The following is an 18,851-nucleotide window of genomic DNA, read 5'->3' as shown; positions in this document are numbered from 1 at the left end:
ATGGCTATTCGCGTAACCTCAGGTATGATGAGCACTCAGATGCTTAGCAACCTGAACCGCAACCTGAACCGTATGGATAACATGTCTAACCAGATTTCCACAGGGCGCAAAATTAACAAACCTTCCGATGATCCCGTTGGAGTAACATACGCACTCCGTTACCGCGCAGAACTCGCAGCAAATGAGCAATACCAATCAAACACGGATGCGGCTGTAAGTTGGCTGGATGCGACGGATACAAATATGCAGCAGGCGTTGGATGTAGCAAAAAGGTTGAAGGAACTGGCAGTTCAAGGCGCTAACGGAACCTTATCTGATTCTGATCTTGGGGCTGTTAATCTGGAAGTAGAGGAATTGAAGAAACACCTTGTGGATATTGGAAATACTCAGATCCGAGGGAAATTTATTTTTAATGGGCAAACCTACGATAAATCACCATACGAACTGTCAGGAACAGTAACAGATTATGCGGATGTAGAAACAGATACTAAGGGAGTTCTATACTCCATTAGCGAGCAGGTTACCTTTCAGATTAATACCTCTGGAGCAGATTTCTTTGGCAACAAAGGTGATACGGATAATATATTCAAAGTCATCGATAATCTCTCAGCGGCATTGAACAGTGGAGATCAAGCCGGAATGCAGCAACAATTGCAAAACATTGAATCCCGTTCAACCAAAATGCAAGCTTCTCTATCAGAGGTGGGCGCACGAACCAACCGTATTGAATTGGTGCAGAATCGTTTGCAAGATCAGGACCTGAACTTCACCACTCTCCAATCCAAGACAGAGGATGCCGATGTGGCTAGTCTCATGATCCAGGCTACTTCCGCACAAACTATCTATGAAGCAGCTTTAAAATCATCTGCTCAGATTATGCAACCTTCCCTGATGGACTTCATGAGATAATAATTGATTTTATTTATAGGTTAACAGTAAGCTATGGACATAGTTGATCCATAGCTTTTTTATTAATTGAGGAGGAAAAATAATGAATCAACATAATAAAGTAGAGGCTTCAGAGCAGACGGTAAAAGAAACATATTCCTTCCCCAGAGGAATTCCGGGTTTTGAAAAATTGAGATTCTTTGATTTGCAGCAGCATGATGAAGTGTTTAGTCTCTTTAGTTCCGCAGAAGAACCAGCTGTAGCCTTTGTAACCGTAAATCCATTCGATTATCATTCGGATTATGAATTCGAACTTTCTCCTGAAAACGTAGAAGACCTCGGTGTAACCGATCCAAGCGATGTGGAGGTTCGGTGTATAATTACCCTTCACGCTGAGATTCGTAATGCAACCGCAAACTTACTGGCTCCAATTGTGTTCAATAAACACAAAAAAATGGGCAAGCAAATTGTATTACAAAATACAGAATACCAAACCAAACATGCATTATGGAGCAATGATGATGCTCTGAGCAAGGGTGGTGAGGGCTAATGCTGGTACTTACACGCAAAAAGGGCGAATCAATTGTTATTTCGGATAATATCGTTCTGACAGTGCTATCTGTAGATGGGGAGAATGTGAAACTTGGTATAGCAGCCCCAAGGGATATTGATATTTATCGTAAAGAAGTTCTCGAAGCAATTGAGCAAAATAATCAAAATGCGGCGATGAATCTGGAGACGTTGCAAAAAACGATAAAAGAATTCGGAAAAGTAAAAGATTAATGTTGAAAAGTAATTTTACTGAAAAAACTATGATGAAAAATAGAAAAAAAGTTGAAATGGCTATAAACAAAGTATGGTATGGCGTCGATATATATATTAAGGCGGTAATTCTTCAGGGCGGCCGACCTGTGAAGACGCTAATACCACATGGATGTGGGCATATAACCATTTCAGGGAGGAAATAAACAATGATTATCAATCACAACTTACCAGCGGTTAACACACACCGTAATATGGGTCTGAACAATGCAGCAGCTAGCAAAAACATGGAGAAATTGTCTTCCGGTCTGCGTATCAACCGTGCAGCTGACGATGCTGCAGGTCTCTCCATCTCCGAAAAAATGCGCGGTCAAATCCGTGGTTTGGAGCAAGCTCAACGTAACGTTCAAGACGGTATCTCATTCGCACAAACAGCTGAGGGCGCAATGAATGAAGTATCCTCCATGCTGACTCGTATGAAAGAATTAAACGTACAAAAAGAGAATGGCACATACGGCACTAATGATATCTCTAACATTAATTCTGAGTTGAATCAACTGGGATCTCAAATTGATGCCATCATGACTAACACTACATTCAATGGTATTAACATTACTTCTGATGTAGTAATCCAAGCTGATGATAGCACATTCCAAATTACAATTAGTGGTGTTGATAGAGGTGGTTTCAGCGGTCTTTCTTCTTCTACCAACCTTTCCAGCATCAGTGATGCAATTACAAAAGTAGCTACTCAACGTTCCAACCTGGGTGCGGTTCAAAACCGTTTGGAATATACTTCAAACAACTTGGGTACAACTGTTGAAAACTTGACTGCTTCCGAATCCCGTATTCGTGATACAGACATGGCTAAAGAGATGGTTGCTCTGTCCAAAAACAACATCTTGCTGCAGGCTTCCCAATCCATGCTTGCTCAAGCAAACTCTGCACCACAAGGCGTTCTGTCCTTGCTTCGTTAATTTTATCTTTAAACCTAGAGCTCTGCACTTTATGCAGGGCTCTTTTTTTTTGTTCTTATAAATTTTTTTGTGAATTTACCGATATATAGAATAACAGCTCATTTACTAAAATGTGTAATTTATCTAATGGAATATTAGGAGGATGGTTATGAGTAGTATCAACTCGTCCAGTTCTGTAAGCAAGGGAGACAATCAGTTCCCAGCCTCAGCTAAGAAAGAAACTACTCCTATAGAACAAAGGCAGGTGCCTCAAGCAATAGTTAACCAATTCAAAAGCATTGCCGAGATGAATGAAAGTCAGAAAGAGACCATAAACGAATTAAATAAAGCAATTGAAGCGATTCAAGGGCCGCAAAAGTCATTTGATATCTCTGTCCATGAAGAGACTCAAGCCATCATGATTAAAGTGCTGAATAAGGAAACAGGTGATTTAATTAGAGAAGTTCCACCAGAAAAAATCTTAGATCTTGCGGCCCACATGATGGAGATCACAGGCATTATTATCGATAAAAAGGTGTAGGAGGGCGTCACATGGTAACTCGTATTTCAGGCTTGGCATCGGGGATGGACATCGACACATTGGTTAAAAATCTGGTTAAAGCTGATAGTCAGCCGCTCACTAAGCTGAATCAACAAAAGCAGTTGCTGGAGTGGAAGCGGGACAATTATAGAGAGACTAGTGTAAAGTTAGTGTCTTTTATTCAGGATAAATTATCAAATTTAAGCAAAAGTACTTCTTTGAATGCTCAAAAAGCAACCACTACAGGGAATACAACTGCGGTAACTGCTAAAGCGACTTCCTCTGCAAGCGGGGTTTTGGAGGTTAGTGTATCCCAATTGGCTACAGCGGCGAAAACCGTTTCAACTGGAAATCCTACCAAAATGGATGCAACGATAACCGATTGGAGTAATGTTAAACTATCTGATATAACTGGATTCAGTAGCGATACTATTAAGATTGGTGATACGACCATTACAGGTATTACAGGAGACACAACTTTAGGTTCATTTATATCCCAGATTAATAGTAGTTCGGCTGGGGTCACAGCGGTGCTTGATAGTACTACTGGTCAAGTATCATTAACTAGTAAAACAACGGGGAATAAGGATGTTGCTTTGACCGGAAGCATATTCAGCGCACTTAAACTTGATTCAAGTTTAACAGGAGGAGAAAATGCTTCTTTAACGGTCAATGGGGTTTCAATGACTAGTGCAAGCAATAGCCTGACTGTTAATGGGGTTGAGCTTACCTTGAACAGTAAGAGTGGTACTCAGGCTACAACAATTGCGGTCTCGAAAGATGTAGATTCCATAGTTACAAATGTTCAGAGTTTCGTGGACACCTATAATGAGCTCTTGTCATTTATGAATCGAAAAACAAATGAAGAGCGATATTCTAAATATAACCCACTTTCTTCAGAAGAGAAAAGTGCCATGACAGATGATGAGATCGAATTGTGGACTTCTAAAGCTAAGAGCGGGATGTTAAAGAATGATAGTATACTAACTTCTGCTATTTCAGATATGAGATCGGCCATGGTTCAGGGAGTCACTCTGTCAGATGGTTCTAAAATCAGCTTTGCGGATCTGGGAATATCTACGGGGACATATGAAACCAAGGGCAAACTCCTCCTGGACACCGACAAATTAAAAGCATCACTTGAGAAAAATCCTGATATTGTGAATAACTTTTTCGGACAGAATTATTCTAATTCTACTTTGAACAACAGTTACTCGGAGAACGATGGTATTTTGGCACGCATGAGAAAAATATCTAATACAGCTGTAATTAAGCTGGCAGAAACTGCAGGGACTTCAAAGTATAGCTCTGATCTGACAGCGTCTTTTTTGTCAAACAGTACCATGGGGACTCAGTTGTTAGGGATGGATAGAAGAATAAGCGAATTGACCTCCAAGATTAGCATGAAGGAAACAAATTATTATAAGAAGTTTACAGCCATGGAGAAAGCGATTAACAAGTACAATAATATTTCGTCAAGTATAGCTAGTTATTTGTAGTGAAGGAGGATAACCATTGATTAATTCACCTTATCAGAAATATCAACAGGCACAGGCACAGACGGCTTCAAAGCCCAAGCTGTTGATAATGCTGTATGATGGTGCCATTCGTTTTGTGAAGTCTGGTATTGAAGGAATTGAACAAAGAAACTATGAAAAGGCTAATAATAACTTGTGTAAAGCACAAGGGATTATCAATGAGCTTATATCATCGTTGGATTTCTCTTACGCTATCTCCAATGATCTTATCCGCGTGTATGAATACATGCTTCATTTACTCATAGAGTCTAATGTTCATAAAAATATCTCACAAGCCCAAGAAGTCCTTGAGTATTTAGTTGATCTTCGAGAGACTTGGGTTGAAGCAAGTAAGAATATTGGTGGGGCAGTCGTATGACTGAGCAAAGCGGGTTGTCTGAGTTATTGGAGAAGATAAGGCAAGATACAGGTGAAGCGCTAGACAATATGTATGATTGGTCTGAAGAAGATTTTGTCATATTCCTTGATCGGCGTGAGGAATTAGTTCTTGCGATGGAACCTTACCGTTCTCAAGTTAATGAATTTGATAAACAGTCTATTAATGAAGTACTGGAGAGTGATACTCTCATAAGGGCTAGAATGCACTTCCTCAAAGAGGCGGCTGCAGAACAGCTTAGACAATTCGGTGGAGCACGTGTCCAGCAAAGAGGTTACCAGAACCAGTACACAATGGATGGTCTTTTTATAGATAAAAGAAATTAAATATAGGATTACAATATGGTATAAAATCCCTTCTTTAAAAGGGGTTTTTTTGCTTTTGCCGACTTCATTTCTAGAAACCCATAACCGATAATGTAAATAGAAGTAAAAATATGAATGGTGGTTGTTATTATGCTGAACTACGAACGGAATTTAGCTGTAATTAAAAACCGTTTCCCACACGTTTTGGAAGAAGATTATATTATAAAAGAAACTGTAAGGGATGAATTTAAATTAACAGAACCAATTGAGAAGGACCATGAGTGGTTAGCTGCGGTTAAAGAATCAGTTGGTAGCTTAAAGTCCGTTTTTGTTTACGGTTTTGGTCAGGGACTAGGGTTGAGTGATTTAGTTGAATTATTTCCTGATCGTATATTCTTTGTATACGAGGCCGACGAGCAATCATTTATAAATGCTATGATTCATATGGACTTAACTTTTGTGCTTAACCATCCCAATATCTATGCTATTACAGTTGGAGATACGCAGTTAAATAAGTTATTTTCGATTATGTCTACTCATATTCAGGATGAGATGGCATTTGTAGCTTCCCGCTATTATCTGGAGCAACAGATTGGGGTTTTACAAGCTACTAAAAATAAATATCTGGATTACAAAAAGATTTTTGAGTCTAATCAAAATGTTCGAAACCTTTTTCGGCACGACTGGATACGAAATAGTTTATTTCAAATACCAACAATGTTAAGAACCCCTTCTCTTAATCAATTAATTGGAAAGCTGAAAGGAACTACAGCAGTTGTTGTATCTTCTGGACCTTCCTTGGAGAAAGATATACATTGGCTTGAGAAGTTGAAACACCATGCTATCATTATTGCTGCAGGTTCGAGTATTCAGGCTCTTGTAAAGAATGGAATCGATCCTCATCTTGCAGTTGTTATGGATGGTGGAGAAATTAATGCACAAATTTTTTCGAGTGGGGAGGCTAAGAAGGCTCCGATTTTATTTACATCATCCGCCTATTACGGAGTATCCGACTCCAAAGAAGACGGTCTCATCTATGGGGTGTTGAGTAGCGATAATGTGACAAGCCATTTTATGAATGTGAGACAGGAAGAGAAGATACTACATCCAAATCCTACTGTCGCAGGTACAGCAATCCAGACAGCAGCTTGGCTGGGGTGTACGCGCATAATCATGATGGGACAGGATCTGTCTTTCCCTGGAGAACAGTTCTATGCTGAGGGGATTAATCATGGAGATCAAGACTATATAGATAAAGTGATTAAGCAAGCAGAGCATACCGTAATGAATGTTAATGGTGATTATAACCGAACAACTGCGGGTTTCCTTCAAATGAAGGATAGAATTGAAAATTTAATTGCTATACTTCCTAAAATCAAATTTATAAATTCAACACGTAACGGCGCTCAAATAGAAGGTTCCAGTTGGACGCCGGTTGAGGATGCATATGAGATTGTGAAAAATGAAAAAGTATCTAGTACTATAATTGCTGACCTAATAGATCAATTGAGTGATGTATCTGAAAATCCTGTTAAAGCGGAAATGGTAAAAGTAAAATTGATACGAACTAAAGATGAGATTTTCAGACTAGTAAGTGAAATTGACCAAACATTAAAATTAGTGAAGAAAATTAGAGAGTTAAGTCGTACTAAACCAGCTAAATGTCAAAAAAACTTAGAGTTGATTGAACAGAATTGGGCGAATATTGTAAACAAGGATTGGTTTAATCCACTTTATGAAACGTTGCTTCCGGTGGAACTAGGCCGTTTTGATCGAGAACTTCCAAGCATTATTACTGAACTGAATATTATTCGCAAATCAGACTCAATTGCCGAGTATTTGGGAGAATTACTTCAACAGATTCTTGGACAGACTTCTTTTTTGACAGAGGTTTTGAGTGAGTCGATTGTGAGAATGGAAGGTTCACAACCAGAGGAGAGTTTCAATGTCAGAATATAATTACAAAGGAAAAAAGATTTTAATCATAGGTGGAACTGGAACAATCGGAAACCATTTGGTTAGGCGCTTACTTGAAGATCAACCAGATGTCATCAGGATCTTCAGCCGGGATGAGCACAAACAATATGAAATGGCAATCGAGCTTCAACAATCCTCTCAAAGGTTGCGATTTTTAATTGGTGATGTAAGAGATCAAAAGCGTCTTTCTAGAGCAATGGAAGGGATTGATTATGTATTTCATCTTGCAGCTATGAAGCATGTGCCTTCATGTGAATATAACCCTTTCGAAGCAGTACAGACCAATGTGATAGGCACACAAAACGTAATACAGGCAGCGTTAGAGAATAACGTCACTAAAGTTTTGTTCACGAGTACAGATAAGGCAATATCACCAACAAATACGTATGGTGCAACAAAGCTTACGGCTGAGAGGTTGATCTCCGCTGCTGAGTATCAAAAGGGTTCGAAGAAAACGATATTTTCTTCTGTAAGATTCGGTAATGTGATGGGCTCCAGAGGATCTGTAATACCTTTGTTTAAAAAGCAAATTTTGGAGAATAGAAGGATTACAATTACTGATCCGGATATGCTGCGGTACATGATGACGCCTTCACAAGCAATAGAACTTATTCTGCAAGCGAATGAAATGGCTAGTGGTGGAGAAGTATTTGTCTTGAAAATGCCCGTGATTCGTATTGGGGAATTAGCAGAAGCTGTTATTGAAATTGTGTCAAATAAATACGATATCGAAACAAGGATAGGTATACAGTGTGTTGGTCTTCGTCCAGGAGAAAAGCGTTACGAGGAACTTATGACTCTCGATGAACAGCTCATTGCTTTTGAAAATGAAGCAATGTTTATCATACCTTCTTCAATTAAAGGAAATAACTCAGCTAAAAAGTCGGTCGCTTCTGATGAATCAGACATAGCCTTACTTGCTGTGAGTAAATCTGTAATATCTGATTGGCTACTTTCCGAGAATATTTTATAGAATGACCTTTGATAGAGCTATTAATAAAAGTGCAATGTAGGTGAATATAACAGAAAAGTAAGGAGATATAATTGTGAGTGAAAAAGAACATATGTATAAAAAATTTTGGGAACAAGACGACGTTAGGGTGATTGATTGTAAAAGCTGCGGTTTTAAACATCTGGATCCTATTCCTTCAGAGGGAATATTATCTGAATTTTATAAAAATCGGTATTTTCAACAAATAAAGCCATTTGATTATGATAGTGTAGATTATATTTACGTTGCAAGTAAAACTAAAGAAATATCAGAAAATATAACTTATAATAACATTTATTTTAAAGTTATGGAGGAATTATCAACTAATCAGCCTTTGAAAATGCTAGACGTTGGATCGGGAAACGACTTATTATCTGCTTTTTTCAACATAAGAGGATGGGATTCTTACTCTATTGAACCCAATCACGAGGCAGTGGGATACTTAAAAAAATTTAATGTCAATGTATTCCCTCAGTTTCTAGATGATGAAGGAGCGTTTCCTGTGTCCGGGGTTGGTTTTGTTAATATCCAGTATGTATTAGAGCATTTAAGGAATCCAGGGCTTATTTTGAGCAAAGCATACGATGCCTTAACTCGCGGAGGAGTCATTCGAATTGTTGTTCCAAACGACTTTAGTAAAGTCCAAATGTCATACAAACAACGCTATGATGAAAAATATAGATGGATACAATATCCTGATCATATTAACTATTTTGATTTCGAATCATTAAAACAATTTATATCAAATCATGGATTTAAAGAGATATATAGAACTACGAGCTTCCCCGTTGATTTTTTGTTGCTTTGTGGGCTGAATTATAATGCCAATAAGGATGAACAGCAAAAGGTTGGTCCAATTATATCTAACTTTGAAAATTCATTTGTAGAAACAGGACAAGAGCAATTATTAGAAAAGCTGTACAATTCTTTAGCAAACCTTGATCTAGGACGTTCAGTCGAGATCTATGCAATAAAGGAATAAGAGTATTGGTAGATAACAAGCAAATATGTAAAAATTCAAAATCACAATAGAAGAGGAAACTATATGAATATTACAGCCATTATACAGGCTCGTATGAGGTCGACTCGTCTTCCTGGGAAGGTTATGAAAGTATTAGGTGATAAAACAGTTCTTGGCCATGTAATCACAAGAGTGCTAGCCATTCCCTCGGTTAATAATGTTATTGTAGCAACGACTACGAATGAAGAAGATGAGCCAATATGTTCGGAGGCTACTAAATTCGGTGTGAATTTTTATAGAGGGAGTCAGGATAATGTATTATGTCGTTATTACGAGGCAGCTAGAGCAGTAAATACTGATGTGGTTGTGCGAATAACCTCCGACTGTCCAATGCTGGACCCTATTATCTCAAATGAAGTTATAGAACATTTTCTTAAGAATAAGTTTGATTATTCAAGTAGTGGGCTAAGTAATTCCTTTCCTAGAGGATTAGATACTGAGGTGTTCACTTTTCAAGCATTGGAACAGTCTTTCGAAAATGCAACGAAAGATTATGAACGTGAGCACGTTACTCCTTATATATATCAGCATCGGGATCTATTTCGGGTGTGGGAATACACTAATAATCTCGATTACAGTCGTTATCGGTTGACTTTGGATACTAGTGAAGATTGGGACCTTGTTTCACGTGTTTATGATGAACTGTATTTAGGACGGATTTTTCATTTGAATGAGATTTTAGAATTATTTAGGCTGAATCCTGAACTTCCTTTAATTAATAAAGAAGTAATACAGAAAAAGCTCGGGGAATGAAACAACTGCTAGTTAAAGCGAGGTTTTTCGTGTGAATGTTTTAATGATGAGTATTAATCAAAAAGTGCCTATGATTAAAGCACTAAATAATGCGTTACGGCGTGCTTGTCCAGAAGCTATACTTTACGGGGCGGACTCAAACGCAGAATGTATAGGGAGATATTGGACTGATGCATTTTGGGTATGCCCATCCTTAGATCAGATGTCTGTAAATGAACTTATTATGTACTGCAAAGAAAAGAATATCTCTATGATTATACCAAGTCGCGATGGGGAACTACTCTATTTTGCAAGAAATCAGCATATTTTAAATGAATCTGGAATCAAAGTAATGATATCCAGAGAAAGGGCCGTGAATTTCTGCCTTGATAAGCTGAACTTTTATGAGGTACTTAACAATCAAGGGTATCCTGTAATACCTACTTTTGTAAGTCTTGATGAACTTCACATACATTTATATACTCATTCTCGTTCGTATGTAGTTAAAGAAAGGTTTGGAGCTGGGTCCGTTGGGATAGGCATAGATGTTAAAAAAAATGATGCACTAAAAATTTCTCGGAAAATGAATTCCCCGGTGTTCCAACCGTTTATATCAGGTACTGAGTATAGTGTAGATATGTTTTTAAGCAGGAAATCTCTGGCACAAGGAACTGTTGCCAGGAAACGTAATCGTATCGTTAACGGTGAATCACAAATTACAACATCAACTCTATTTCCTGAACTTGAGGAGTTGTGCAAAGAGATCGCGTCTAAAAACAAGTTGCAAGGTCATGTCATGTTTCAAGCTATAGTGGACGGAGATAATAGAATTCACATTATAGAATGTAACTGTCGTTTTGGTGGCGCTTCGACTTTGTCTGTAGCAATGGGATTGGATAGTTTTTTCTGGTTTTATAAGGAAAGTATGGGGTCAAGCTTGGAACACTTTCCTTTCCAAAGAGTAGAAACGGAAAGAATGCTAATCCGTCATGCGGAGGATTTGATATTATGAAGGTCATTGTTTTTGATTTGGATGACACATTATACGAAGAAATAACTTTTGTTCGAAGTGGGTTTAGATCAGTTGCAGGCTTATTAGGTAAGCACTTTCAAGTTGATGCGGAAGAAGCCTTAAGAATTATGTGGGAAGCTTTGAAGAGTGAGGGTAGGGGGCGGGTGTTTAACAGAGTGCTCGCTCATTATGGATTGGAAAATAGCAAGAATGTTAAGAGGTGTATTTCACAATATCGACTACATCATCCGGAAATTCAACTTTCCTCTGATGCAGAGTCGGTACTTTCACTTCTTGCAGAGATGGGATACTCTGTCTACATTGTTACTGATGGGAACAAGAATGTACAATACAATAAAATTAAAGCCTTAGGGTTAGAGGAACGAGTCAATAAATGCTATATTACTTATCGATATGGACATCATCGTTCGAAACCTTCACCTTATTGCTTTGAACTTATTGCTAAGAAAGAAAATGTGAGTTTCAATCAGGTTCTATATATCGGGGATAATCCTAATAAAGATTTTGTAGGAATCAAACCATTAGGATTTCGCACAATTAGGATTAAGAGAGGGCACTTTAAAGATCTAGTGAAACCTCAGGAATATAATGCCGAATTTGAAATTGAAACACTTAATGAAATTTTTCAGATATTAGAGAAATGGAAATTAACTGAATGAGTTTACGTGTTATTATTCGTAGTAATGCTTCTTCACGTTTGGGGACGGGACACATCAAAAGATGCCTTACATTAGCGAGTTTGATGAGGGCTAAGTTGGGTGCTGATATATTATTTGTTTGTAATGCCGATTTGCCACACAGTTTAAAAGAAGAGATCGAAGCCAATGGATGTTTAGTTCATCTACTTTCAGAAGAAGATCGGGTATCTAATGATATAGAGCGAGATGCACAGGAGACCATTTCAGCGTTGAACGGTCGATATGATCTATTAATTGTAGACCATTATGGCTTGGATATAGAGTGGGAACAAAAATTACGTCCATATACAGACCGAATATTAATTGTGGATGATCTGGCTAACCGAAAACATGATTGTGATATACTTCTAGATCAAAACTTATACTCTAATTCACAGTATCGATATGATGACCTTGTGCACAAAAAAACAAAAAAATTCTTAGGACCAGGTTATGCTTTGTTGAAAAATGATTTTTTTGAACTTGGTGAAAATGTAAATGTCCGAAAGCGGTGTGGAAGAGTTTTGGTTAATTTCGGAGGTAGTGATCCAACGAACGAATTAGCTAAGATGCTTCCCGTGGTGCTTAGTGAGGTTGGAAAACGTCTTGAGTTTATTTTAGTTGCAGGACCCGCAAACCCATTAAAAGAAAAGTTGAGAGGGCTGTTTTCATTAATACCTCATGTCCAATTCTATGAAGAGTATAACATGGCAGAGCTTTTGTCTTGGGCAGATATAGCAATTGGTGCAGGTGGAATATCAATGTGGGAACGTTGTTTCATGGGAGTCCCGGCAATGGTTATTAGTGTAGCAGACAATCAAACCGCTACGATTATTGAGGCTGCAAATTGTGGGTTGATTTGGAATTTGGGTCCGAGTGAAAATGTAGACGACAGACAAATGATATACTTTTTAGAGAGAATACTGAATAACCCGAAAGAGCTTGAAGAGAAAAGTAAATTAGGGTTAGCTTTAATGGAGGAAACAAGAAAAGCAAGGACGCATCCAATTCTGGCTATGTTTGAAGGGGGAAATAATTAATGGAGTTTCAAATCGGAGATCGCTGGGTCGGTCCAAACCACAAACCTTTTGTCATCGCTGAAATGTCTGGTAACCACAATCAATCTCTTGAGCGTGCTTTAGAAATTGTAGAAGCTGCTGCCAATGCTGGAGCTGATGCTCTTAAATTACAGACTTACACTGCGGAGACGATGACCCTTGATATTCATGAGGGTGACTTTTTTATTGAGGATCCCAACAGCCTTTGGAAAGGCAATTCCTTATACAGTCTTTATCAAGAAGCTTATACCCCATGGGAATGGCACAAACCACTTTTTGATCGGGCAGCAGAGTTAGGCATGTTGGCTTTCAGTACTCCTTTTGATGAAACCGCAGTCGACTTCCTCGAAAGTCTAAATGTGCCTGCATACAAGATTGCTTCATTTGAAAATACTGATATTCAGCTAATTCGTAAAGTGGCTTCGACAGGGAAACCTTTAATTATCTCCACTGGTATGGCTTCAATTGCGGAACTAGATGAGACAGTTAGAGAGGCTCGTGAAGCGGGCTGTGAACATCTAGTGCTTCTTAAATGTACTAGTACTTATCCCGCAACACCTGATAATACTAATATTTTGACTATTCCTCATATGGAGCAGCTATTCGAATGTTCGGTTGGAATATCTGATCATACCATGGGGGTAGGTGTATCCGTAGCGGCTGTCGCACTGGGAGCTATAATAATTGAAAAGCACTTTACGTTGCGACGTGCAGATGGTGGGGTTGATTCTGCTTTTTCATTGGAACCAGAAGAACTTGCCTCACTTATTACAGAATCAGAAAGAGCATGGCAGTCTCTAGGGAAAATAACCTATGGTGTTACGGAACGGGAGAAACCCTCGCTGAAACATCGGCGTTCTTTATATATTTCCAAAGATTTGAAGCAAGGTGAAGTGCTGACAAGGGACAACATTAAGGCGATTCGGCCTGGTATGGGATTGCCAACCAAATATTTAGATGAGCTATTGGGGCGTAAAGTTTCCAAAGATGTATCAAAGGGAACGCCCCTAACTTGGGAGGTTATATAAAATGGGACAAAACATCCTGCTCACTGGTGGTGCCGGTTTCATCGGACGTTGGGTTGCGAAGCGTTTGTTGGAAGAAGGCCATTATGTCTGGATTCTGGACGATTTGTCCAATGGTAAGTTATCGAATATTTCGGAATATGAGCATCATCCTAATTTGAAGGCTTTTATTGAAGGAACAATTCTGGATGAGAGCTTATTGAGCGAGTTATTTGAGAAGCATCAGTTCTCCATTTGTTATCACTTAGGGGCTTCCATTAACGTTCAGGATTCCATTGACGATCCTCGGACTACTTTTAATAATGATACAATCGGAACTTTTTATATTTTGGAACAATGTAGGAAACATAATACCAAAGTAGTGTTTATGAGCACTTGTATGGTTTATGATCGTTGTACAGATGAGAACGGTATTGATGAGTTGCATCCGATCAAACCTGCTTCTCCTTATGCTGGTGCCAAGATCGGCGCAGAGAATATGGTGCTCTCCTATTACTACACTTATGGATTACCAACAGTGGTGATTCGTCCTTTCAATACATACGGTCCTTTTCAAAAGACAGGTGGAGAGGGCGGAGTAGTAGCAATTTTTATTAAAAATGAATTGGATGGCAAGACACTGAACATTTATGGTTCTGGTACTCAAACAAGGGATTTGTTGTATGTTGAGGATTGCGCCCGCTTTGTTGTTTCAGCAGGATCCAGTGAGGCTGTAAACGGAGAAGTTGTTAATGCCGGTCTGGGCAGAGATATTTCGGTTAATGATTTAGCGAATCTAATTGTAAGGGATCCTGTCAGAATTCAGCACGTGGAGCATATTCATCCTCAGAGCGAGATTGAAAAGCTTCTCTGCAATTCCACAAAAGCCAAACAGTTACTTGGATGGGAGCCAGAAGTAGCGCTTGAAGAAGGGATTTCTCGTACAAGGAATTGGATTGCTGAAGGTGGGCTATCTTTATAATCTTTTATTATAATATTTGTTGCTTCTTAATTAAGGGACGGGAGATAACATGAACACAAAAAAAGTTATTTTGTTTGGAGCTGGGGATGGAGGATATCGAACGTTTTTATCGCTCAGACAGGAATATGAAGTGATCGCTTTTGTTGATAACAATGTACAAAAGCACGGTAGTACTCTTTTCTCCAAGCCAGTGATTTCCCCTATACAGATTAAAAATTATGCATACGATTATATTATTATCGCGAATATTCATGGACATCAGGTTCGTAAGCAACTAGTCGAGGAACTTGGGATTTCAGAAGCTCATATCATTGATCATTATCATAACGATATGCTGGACTCAAGAGTTGCGACGCTTAGACAAGTTGCCGATGAGATATATTCCAATAACCTACAGGGTAGTGTTGCTGAACTTGGAGAATTTCAGGGGGAATTTGCGAAATACATTAGCGAATCTTTTTGTGACCGAAATTTTTATCTATTTGACACCTTTGAGGGATTTGATGAAAGAGATATACAGAATGAGCATCGTAATAAATTTTCAGATGCGCGAGTTGGCGAGTTCAAAAATACCAGCATTGAGGCAGTATTGAACAAGATGACTTCTAGGGAAAAATGTTTTGTAAAGAAGGGTTACTTTCCTCAAACAACAGAGAGAATGGATGAGAAATTTGTTTTTGTGAGTATTGACGTTGACCTCTATAGTCCCATTTTAGAAGGATTACGTTATTTCTACCCGAGAATGCAAGAAGGAGGATATATATTTGTTCACGACTATAACAGTTTACGATTCTCAGGAGTGAAAAGTGCGATTAAAGACTTCTCCAAAGAATGTAAAATAAAATATGTTCCTATTAGTGATATGTGTGGCAGTGCTGTGATTATCAAATAAGCTTTAGGGGGGCAAGTCATGAGTGAACCAAAACAGCGCAGGTCAGCCATGCTTCCTTATGGTCAGCAATGGCTGGATGAAGCAGATATTGAATCTGTTATACAAGTGCTGAAAAGTAATTTTCTTACACAGGGTCCAGCCATTCAAGTATTTGAGGAAAAAGTTGCCAATTACGTTGGAGCTAAATATGGTGTGGCTTTCACCAATGGAACAGCAGCATTACATGGTGCCTGTTTTGCTGCTGGAATTGGACCAGGAGATGAGGTGATAACCACCCCCTTAACTTTTTTAGCAAGCAGCAATTGTGTGCTCTATCAAGGTGGTACACCGGTGTTTTGTGATATCAATATGGAAACCTATAATATAGATGCTAAAGAAATTGAGAATAAAATCACCTCGGACACAAAAGCAATTATAGCAGTCGATTTTTCTGGACAACCTGTCGAAATGGACCGCATTTTGGATATTGCCCGTAAACACAATTTGATTTTGATTGATGATGCTGCGCATTCACTGGGAGCTGATTATGATGGCCGAAAGGTTGGGGCATGGGCAGACATGACGATGTTCAGCTTTCATCCGGTAAAGCATATTACGACTGGAGAAGGTGGAATAATTGTGACTGACAATGAGGAGTTTTATCAGAAATTAATACAATTTAGAAGTCATGGTATGACCCGTAACCCGGATGAGATGATCCAAAATGATGGTCCTTGGTACTACGAAATGCATGCACTGGGTTATAATTATCGAATGACAGATATGCAAGCCGCTCTAGGTGTATCTCAAATGGATAAATTAGATGATTTTATACAGAGACGCAGGGAGATTGTCAAGATATATAACAGGGAATTAGCAGATATTCCTGGACTCGTATTACCGTATCAGCACCCAAAAGCAAATTCTAGCTGGCATCTATATATTGTTCGGTTTTTACCTGAGTGGTTTAGTTACTCTAGAAGAGAAATCTTTGAAACATTACGTAATTGGAATATTGGTGTACATGTCCACTATATCCCAGTCTATCTACAACCTTTTTATCAGGAGTTAGGATATAGCAAGGGATTGTGTCCGAATGCAGAGAGATATTACGAGACAGCCATTACACTCCCGCTGTTTCCTAAGATGACAGATGGCGATGTGAGGGATGTAGTTGATGCATTAAAGAGATTGTACAAGGGAATTTGATGTCCATTACATGAGTCTCTGTAGCTGCATTTTCGAGAAGTATTTCTACAGCATATATCTAGGCTGAATTTTATAAATTAACTTGAGTTTTAATCAAAGAAAGAACAGCTGATAGCATTTAGATCAGTTGTTCTTTCTTTGGTTTTTACGATTAAACTTGAATAAGCGGACGAATCACTTAACCAGTTTGATATCTGAGGTTGTTAGAATACTTTTATTAGGATGTCAGCTTAAGTAAGGTATCATCAATGAGTGAACTTCTTTAGTTAGACGTTCTCAATTTTTGTTTAGGTTTCTTAGTACTAAAGAAAACGGGTTTTAAAAAACTTTAAACTTCATACTATTTCAATTATATTATTCTCAAGTAAATGGTATTACTTCTGCGCATTTAACAGAGTTTTCCTAAATTATAATATGGGGAAATGATAGTTATCCCAGCGTTCAACACAATCCCCAATTAATCTACAAAATATTCCAAGAAAACATTTACTTTACCAATTGACAATGGATAACTTTGGATGGTATTATCTGAATTGTGGGCAGAGGTTAAGGCCGAAGCTTCACTTCATTTGATGACGAAGGGAATGTTAGTGCATGCAAGGTAAAGTAAAATGGTTCAACGCAGAAAAAGGTTACGGTTTCATTGAGACTGAAGATGGCGGCGACGTATTCGTACATTTCTCCGCAATTCAATCCGAAGGATTCAAAACTTTGGAAGAAGGTCAATCCGTAGAATTCGACATCGTCGAAGGCGCGCGTGGACCGCAAGCAGCTAACGTAATCAAATTATAATCATCCGGACAATCCGACCTACATATATGGTTAGATGGTTACCAAATTGAATTATCGCTAGCATCAGACTCCGGTACTTTCCGGGGTCTTTTTTTGTTTTAATAGATTAGAGATTTTGAGGATCGTCCTAGACACATTATTCTAGTGAATTTAATAGATTCAAGAGATAGATTGAAGTTCATTTTACATATTAGATTGAGCAGGCTCAAAAACGGTTAAATACATCATCAAGTGCCTAATAATTCATACCAAGTAAATATTCGATTATGGCTGAATATGATGAAATATCGCGAAATATGGCGTTATGCCTACGTTGGCAGATGTGGCTTGAACAGATGTCATTATTCGGTCACCGGGAGTTTTTACATGGCGCTTACATTCGTGTTATAATGAAGTGGCAAAGGAAAAAGGAGGAGTGCCCTATGAATTTAAGTATTCGAGGTCAACAAATCGAGGTTACTGATGCTTTGAAGGATTATGTCGACAAAAAGTTGAGTAGACTCGAGAAGTATTTCGATGCACCCCTTAACTCTGACGGTGCTGTTACATTGAGCACGACGAGAGGTTTGCATACGGTAGAGGTGACGATCCCTTTGAAAGGCATTGTGCTCCGCGCCGAGGATGAGAGCGACGATATGTACGCATCCATTGACTCCGTGGTGGACAAGCTGGAACGTCAGATCCGCAAACACAAAACAAAAATTAACCGTAAGTTCCGCCAGGAAGGTAGCCTGAAAACACTCTTCGTTGAAGATCCAACAGGTACTGTAGCTACAGCTGAACTGGATGCGGACACGGATGACGATGATCTGGAAGTTGTACGTACGAAACGCTTTATGTTGAAACCAATGGACGTGGAAGAGGCCATCCTCCAAATGAACATGGTTGGTCACAATTTCTTCGTATTCTCCAACATTGACAGTGAAGAAGTTAGCGTTGTTTACAAACGGAACGATGGTAAGTACGGATTGATCGAACAAGGTTAATCTTAACCTACAGGATCATCGGATCGGACATACGTATGAATATCTAATAATAATGAAGACAGGGACTGTAGTTTCCTGGATTAGACTTAACAAGAGCTTCCATCCCTTAGGGGATGGGGCTCTTTTGTGCGTAGAGGAGCTGGGAAATCACC

The 18,851-nt window shown here is 38.7% G+C and carries 21 protein-coding genes; all 21 read left to right on the top strand.

Translation table 11 applies throughout. The features are described 5' to 3' along the window. The 21 genes from flgL (at position 1) to hpf (ending at position 18,699) form a co-directional block, all read left to right on the top strand. On the top strand, positions 1 to 909 hold the full coding sequence (gene flgL / locus AC4E8D_RS28250; protein ID WP_490205459.1) for a flagellar hook-associated protein FlgL: 909 nt from the start codon (positions 1 to 3) through the stop codon (positions 907 to 909). Positions 910 to 991: 82 nt separating this feature from the next. Then, entirely contained in the window at positions 992 to 1,438 is a 447-nt protein-coding gene (gene fliW / locus AC4E8D_RS28245; protein ID WP_490205458.1) for a flagellar assembly protein FliW, read from the top strand. Then, the gene (gene csrA, locus AC4E8D_RS28240) at positions 1,438 to 1,671 is read left to right on the top strand and encodes a carbon storage regulator CsrA (protein WP_490205457.1); all 234 of its coding nucleotides are present in this window, start codon (positions 1,438 to 1,440) and stop codon (positions 1,669 to 1,671) included. Before fliW ends, csrA begins: the two co-directional genes overlap by 1 nt. Positions 1,672 to 1,859: 188 nt before the next feature. Continuing rightward, positions 1,860 to 2,627 carry a flagellin N-terminal helical domain-containing protein gene (locus AC4E8D_RS28235; RefSeq protein WP_490205456.1) on the top strand — a complete coding sequence of 256 codons (768 nt, stop codon included), beginning with the start codon at positions 1,860 to 1,862 and terminating at the stop codon, positions 2,625 to 2,627. A gap of 148 nt (positions 2,628 to 2,775) precedes the next feature. Next, positions 2,776 to 3,147 carry a flagellar protein FlaG gene (locus AC4E8D_RS28230; RefSeq protein ID WP_490205455.1) on the top strand — a complete coding sequence of 124 codons (372 nt, stop codon included), beginning with the start codon at positions 2,776 to 2,778 and terminating at the stop codon, positions 3,145 to 3,147. Between the two features lie 11 nt (positions 3,148 to 3,158). Further along, complete coding sequence (fliD, locus tag AC4E8D_RS28225; RefSeq protein WP_490205454.1) at positions 3,159 to 4,646, top strand: flagellar filament capping protein FliD; 1,488 nt, start codon at positions 3,159 to 3,161, stop codon at positions 4,644 to 4,646. A gap of 16 nt (positions 4,647 to 4,662) precedes the next feature. Then, the gene (gene fliS / locus AC4E8D_RS28220; RefSeq protein WP_490205453.1) at positions 4,663 to 5,043 is read left to right on the top strand and encodes a flagellar export chaperone FliS; all 381 of its coding nucleotides are present in this window, start codon (positions 4,663 to 4,665) and stop codon (positions 5,041 to 5,043) included. Then, positions 5,040 to 5,387 carry a hypothetical protein gene (locus AC4E8D_RS28215; protein ID WP_490205452.1) on the top strand — a complete coding sequence of 116 codons (348 nt, stop codon included), beginning with the start codon at positions 5,040 to 5,042 and terminating at the stop codon, positions 5,385 to 5,387. The genes fliS and AC4E8D_RS28215 overlap by 4 nt, the downstream gene beginning before the upstream one ends. Before the next feature lie 129 nt (positions 5,388 to 5,516). Beyond that, positions 5,517 to 7,325: a motility associated factor glycosyltransferase family protein gene (locus AC4E8D_RS28210; RefSeq protein WP_490205451.1), complete on the top strand. Its 1,809-nt coding sequence runs from the start codon at positions 5,517 to 5,519 to the stop codon at positions 7,323 to 7,325. Beyond that, complete coding sequence (locus tag AC4E8D_RS28205) at positions 7,312 to 8,316, top strand: UDP-N-acetylglucosamine 4,6-dehydratase family protein (RefSeq protein WP_490205450.1); 1,005 nt, start codon at positions 7,312 to 7,314, stop codon at positions 8,314 to 8,316. Before AC4E8D_RS28210 ends, AC4E8D_RS28205 begins: the two co-directional genes overlap by 14 nt. A gap of 73 nt (positions 8,317 to 8,389) precedes the next feature. Beyond that, the gene (locus AC4E8D_RS28200; protein ID WP_490205449.1) at positions 8,390 to 9,316 is read left to right on the top strand and encodes a class I SAM-dependent methyltransferase; all 927 of its coding nucleotides are present in this window, start codon (positions 8,390 to 8,392) and stop codon (positions 9,314 to 9,316) included. A gap of 63 nt (positions 9,317 to 9,379) precedes the next feature. Beyond that, the gene (locus AC4E8D_RS28195) at positions 9,380 to 10,108 is read left to right on the top strand and encodes a cytidylyltransferase domain-containing protein (protein ID WP_490205448.1); all 729 of its coding nucleotides are present in this window, start codon (positions 9,380 to 9,382) and stop codon (positions 10,106 to 10,108) included. Positions 10,109 to 10,139: 31 nt separating this feature from the next. Beyond that, positions 10,140 to 11,099 carry an ATP-grasp domain-containing protein gene (locus tag AC4E8D_RS28190; RefSeq protein ID WP_490205447.1) on the top strand — a complete coding sequence of 320 codons (960 nt, stop codon included), beginning with the start codon at positions 10,140 to 10,142 and terminating at the stop codon, positions 11,097 to 11,099. Then, positions 11,096 to 11,779 carry an HAD family hydrolase gene (locus AC4E8D_RS28185; RefSeq protein ID WP_490205446.1) on the top strand — a complete coding sequence of 228 codons (684 nt, stop codon included), beginning with the start codon at positions 11,096 to 11,098 and terminating at the stop codon, positions 11,777 to 11,779. The genes AC4E8D_RS28190 and AC4E8D_RS28185 overlap by 4 nt, the downstream gene beginning before the upstream one ends. After that, a complete protein-coding gene (pseG, locus tag AC4E8D_RS28180; RefSeq protein WP_490205445.1) occupies positions 11,776 to 12,837 on the top strand; it encodes a UDP-2,4-diacetamido-2,4,6-trideoxy-beta-L-altropyranose hydrolase in 1,062 nt (353 codons plus the stop codon). Before AC4E8D_RS28185 ends, pseG begins: the two co-directional genes overlap by 4 nt. Continuing rightward, positions 12,837 to 13,883 carry a pseudaminic acid synthase gene (gene pseI / locus AC4E8D_RS28175; protein WP_490205444.1) on the top strand — a complete coding sequence of 349 codons (1,047 nt, stop codon included), beginning with the start codon at positions 12,837 to 12,839 and terminating at the stop codon, positions 13,881 to 13,883. The genes pseG and pseI overlap by 1 nt, the downstream gene beginning before the upstream one ends. 1 nt (position 13,884) lies before the next feature. Continuing rightward, complete coding sequence (locus AC4E8D_RS28170) at positions 13,885 to 14,841, top strand: dTDP-glucose 4,6-dehydratase (protein ID WP_490205443.1); 957 nt, start codon at positions 13,885 to 13,887, stop codon at positions 14,839 to 14,841. 49 nt (positions 14,842 to 14,890) lie between these two features. Then, positions 14,891 to 15,733: a TylF/MycF/NovP-related O-methyltransferase gene (locus tag AC4E8D_RS28165; protein ID WP_490205442.1), complete on the top strand. Its 843-nt coding sequence runs from the start codon at positions 14,891 to 14,893 to the stop codon at positions 15,731 to 15,733. A gap of 18 nt (positions 15,734 to 15,751) precedes the next feature. Continuing rightward, complete coding sequence (gene pseC / locus AC4E8D_RS28160) at positions 15,752 to 16,921, top strand: UDP-4-amino-4,6-dideoxy-N-acetyl-beta-L-altrosamine transaminase (RefSeq protein WP_490205441.1); 1,170 nt, start codon at positions 15,752 to 15,754, stop codon at positions 16,919 to 16,921. A 594-nt stretch (positions 16,922 to 17,515) separates the two neighbouring features. Beyond that, positions 17,516 to 17,713, top strand: coding sequence for a cold shock domain-containing protein (locus AC4E8D_RS28155; protein ID WP_024631599.1), 198 nt, complete (start codon positions 17,516 to 17,518; stop codon positions 17,711 to 17,713). A 422-nt stretch (positions 17,714 to 18,135) separates the two neighbouring features. Further along, complete coding sequence (gene hpf, locus AC4E8D_RS28150; RefSeq protein ID WP_047840659.1) at positions 18,136 to 18,699, top strand: ribosome hibernation-promoting factor, HPF/YfiA family; 564 nt, start codon at positions 18,136 to 18,138, stop codon at positions 18,697 to 18,699. Positions 18,700 to 18,851 lie beyond the last annotated feature (152 nt).

This window comes from Paenibacillus sp. SRL342, assembly GCF_984798905.1.
This window is presented reverse-complemented; position numbering and strand designations above follow the sequence as displayed.

Excerpts from the sequence above, each read along its gene's own strand:
- flgL (WP_490205459.1), top strand. The coding sequence starts at position 1 with ATGGCTATTCGCGTAACCTCAGGTATGATGAGCACTCAGATGCTTAGC.
- fliW (WP_490205458.1), top strand. The coding sequence starts at position 992 with ATGAATCAACATAATAAAGTAGAGGCTTCAGAGCAGACGGTAAAAGAA.
- csrA (WP_490205457.1), top strand. The coding sequence starts at position 1,438 with ATGCTGGTACTTACACGCAAAAAGGGCGAATCAATTGTTATTTCGGAT.
- AC4E8D_RS28235 (WP_490205456.1), top strand. The coding sequence starts at position 1,860 with ATGATTATCAATCACAACTTACCAGCGGTTAACACACACCGTAATATG.
- AC4E8D_RS28230 (WP_490205455.1), top strand. The coding sequence starts at position 2,776 with ATGAGTAGTATCAACTCGTCCAGTTCTGTAAGCAAGGGAGACAATCAG.
- fliD (WP_490205454.1), top strand. The coding sequence starts at position 3,159 with ATGGTAACTCGTATTTCAGGCTTGGCATCGGGGATGGACATCGACACA.
- AC4E8D_RS28215 (WP_490205452.1), top strand. The coding sequence starts at position 5,040 with ATGACTGAGCAAAGCGGGTTGTCTGAGTTATTGGAGAAGATAAGGCAA.
- AC4E8D_RS28210 (WP_490205451.1), top strand. The coding sequence starts at position 5,517 with ATGCTGAACTACGAACGGAATTTAGCTGTAATTAAAAACCGTTTCCCA.
- AC4E8D_RS28205 (WP_490205450.1), top strand. The coding sequence starts at position 7,312 with ATGTCAGAATATAATTACAAAGGAAAAAAGATTTTAATCATAGGTGGA.
- AC4E8D_RS28195 (WP_490205448.1), top strand. The coding sequence starts at position 9,380 with ATGAATATTACAGCCATTATACAGGCTCGTATGAGGTCGACTCGTCTT.
- AC4E8D_RS28185 (WP_490205446.1), top strand. The coding sequence starts at position 11,096 with ATGAAGGTCATTGTTTTTGATTTGGATGACACATTATACGAAGAAATA.
- pseG (WP_490205445.1), top strand. The coding sequence starts at position 11,776 with ATGAGTTTACGTGTTATTATTCGTAGTAATGCTTCTTCACGTTTGGGG.
- pseI (WP_490205444.1), top strand. The coding sequence starts at position 12,837 with ATGGAGTTTCAAATCGGAGATCGCTGGGTCGGTCCAAACCACAAACCT.
- AC4E8D_RS28170 (WP_490205443.1), top strand. The coding sequence starts at position 13,885 with ATGGGACAAAACATCCTGCTCACTGGTGGTGCCGGTTTCATCGGACGT.
- AC4E8D_RS28165 (WP_490205442.1), top strand. The coding sequence starts at position 14,891 with ATGAACACAAAAAAAGTTATTTTGTTTGGAGCTGGGGATGGAGGATAT.
- pseC (WP_490205441.1), top strand. The coding sequence starts at position 15,752 with ATGAGTGAACCAAAACAGCGCAGGTCAGCCATGCTTCCTTATGGTCAG.
- AC4E8D_RS28155 (WP_024631599.1), top strand. The coding sequence starts at position 17,516 with ATGCAAGGTAAAGTAAAATGGTTCAACGCAGAAAAAGGTTACGGTTTC.
- hpf (WP_047840659.1), top strand. The coding sequence starts at position 18,136 with ATGAATTTAAGTATTCGAGGTCAACAAATCGAGGTTACTGATGCTTTG.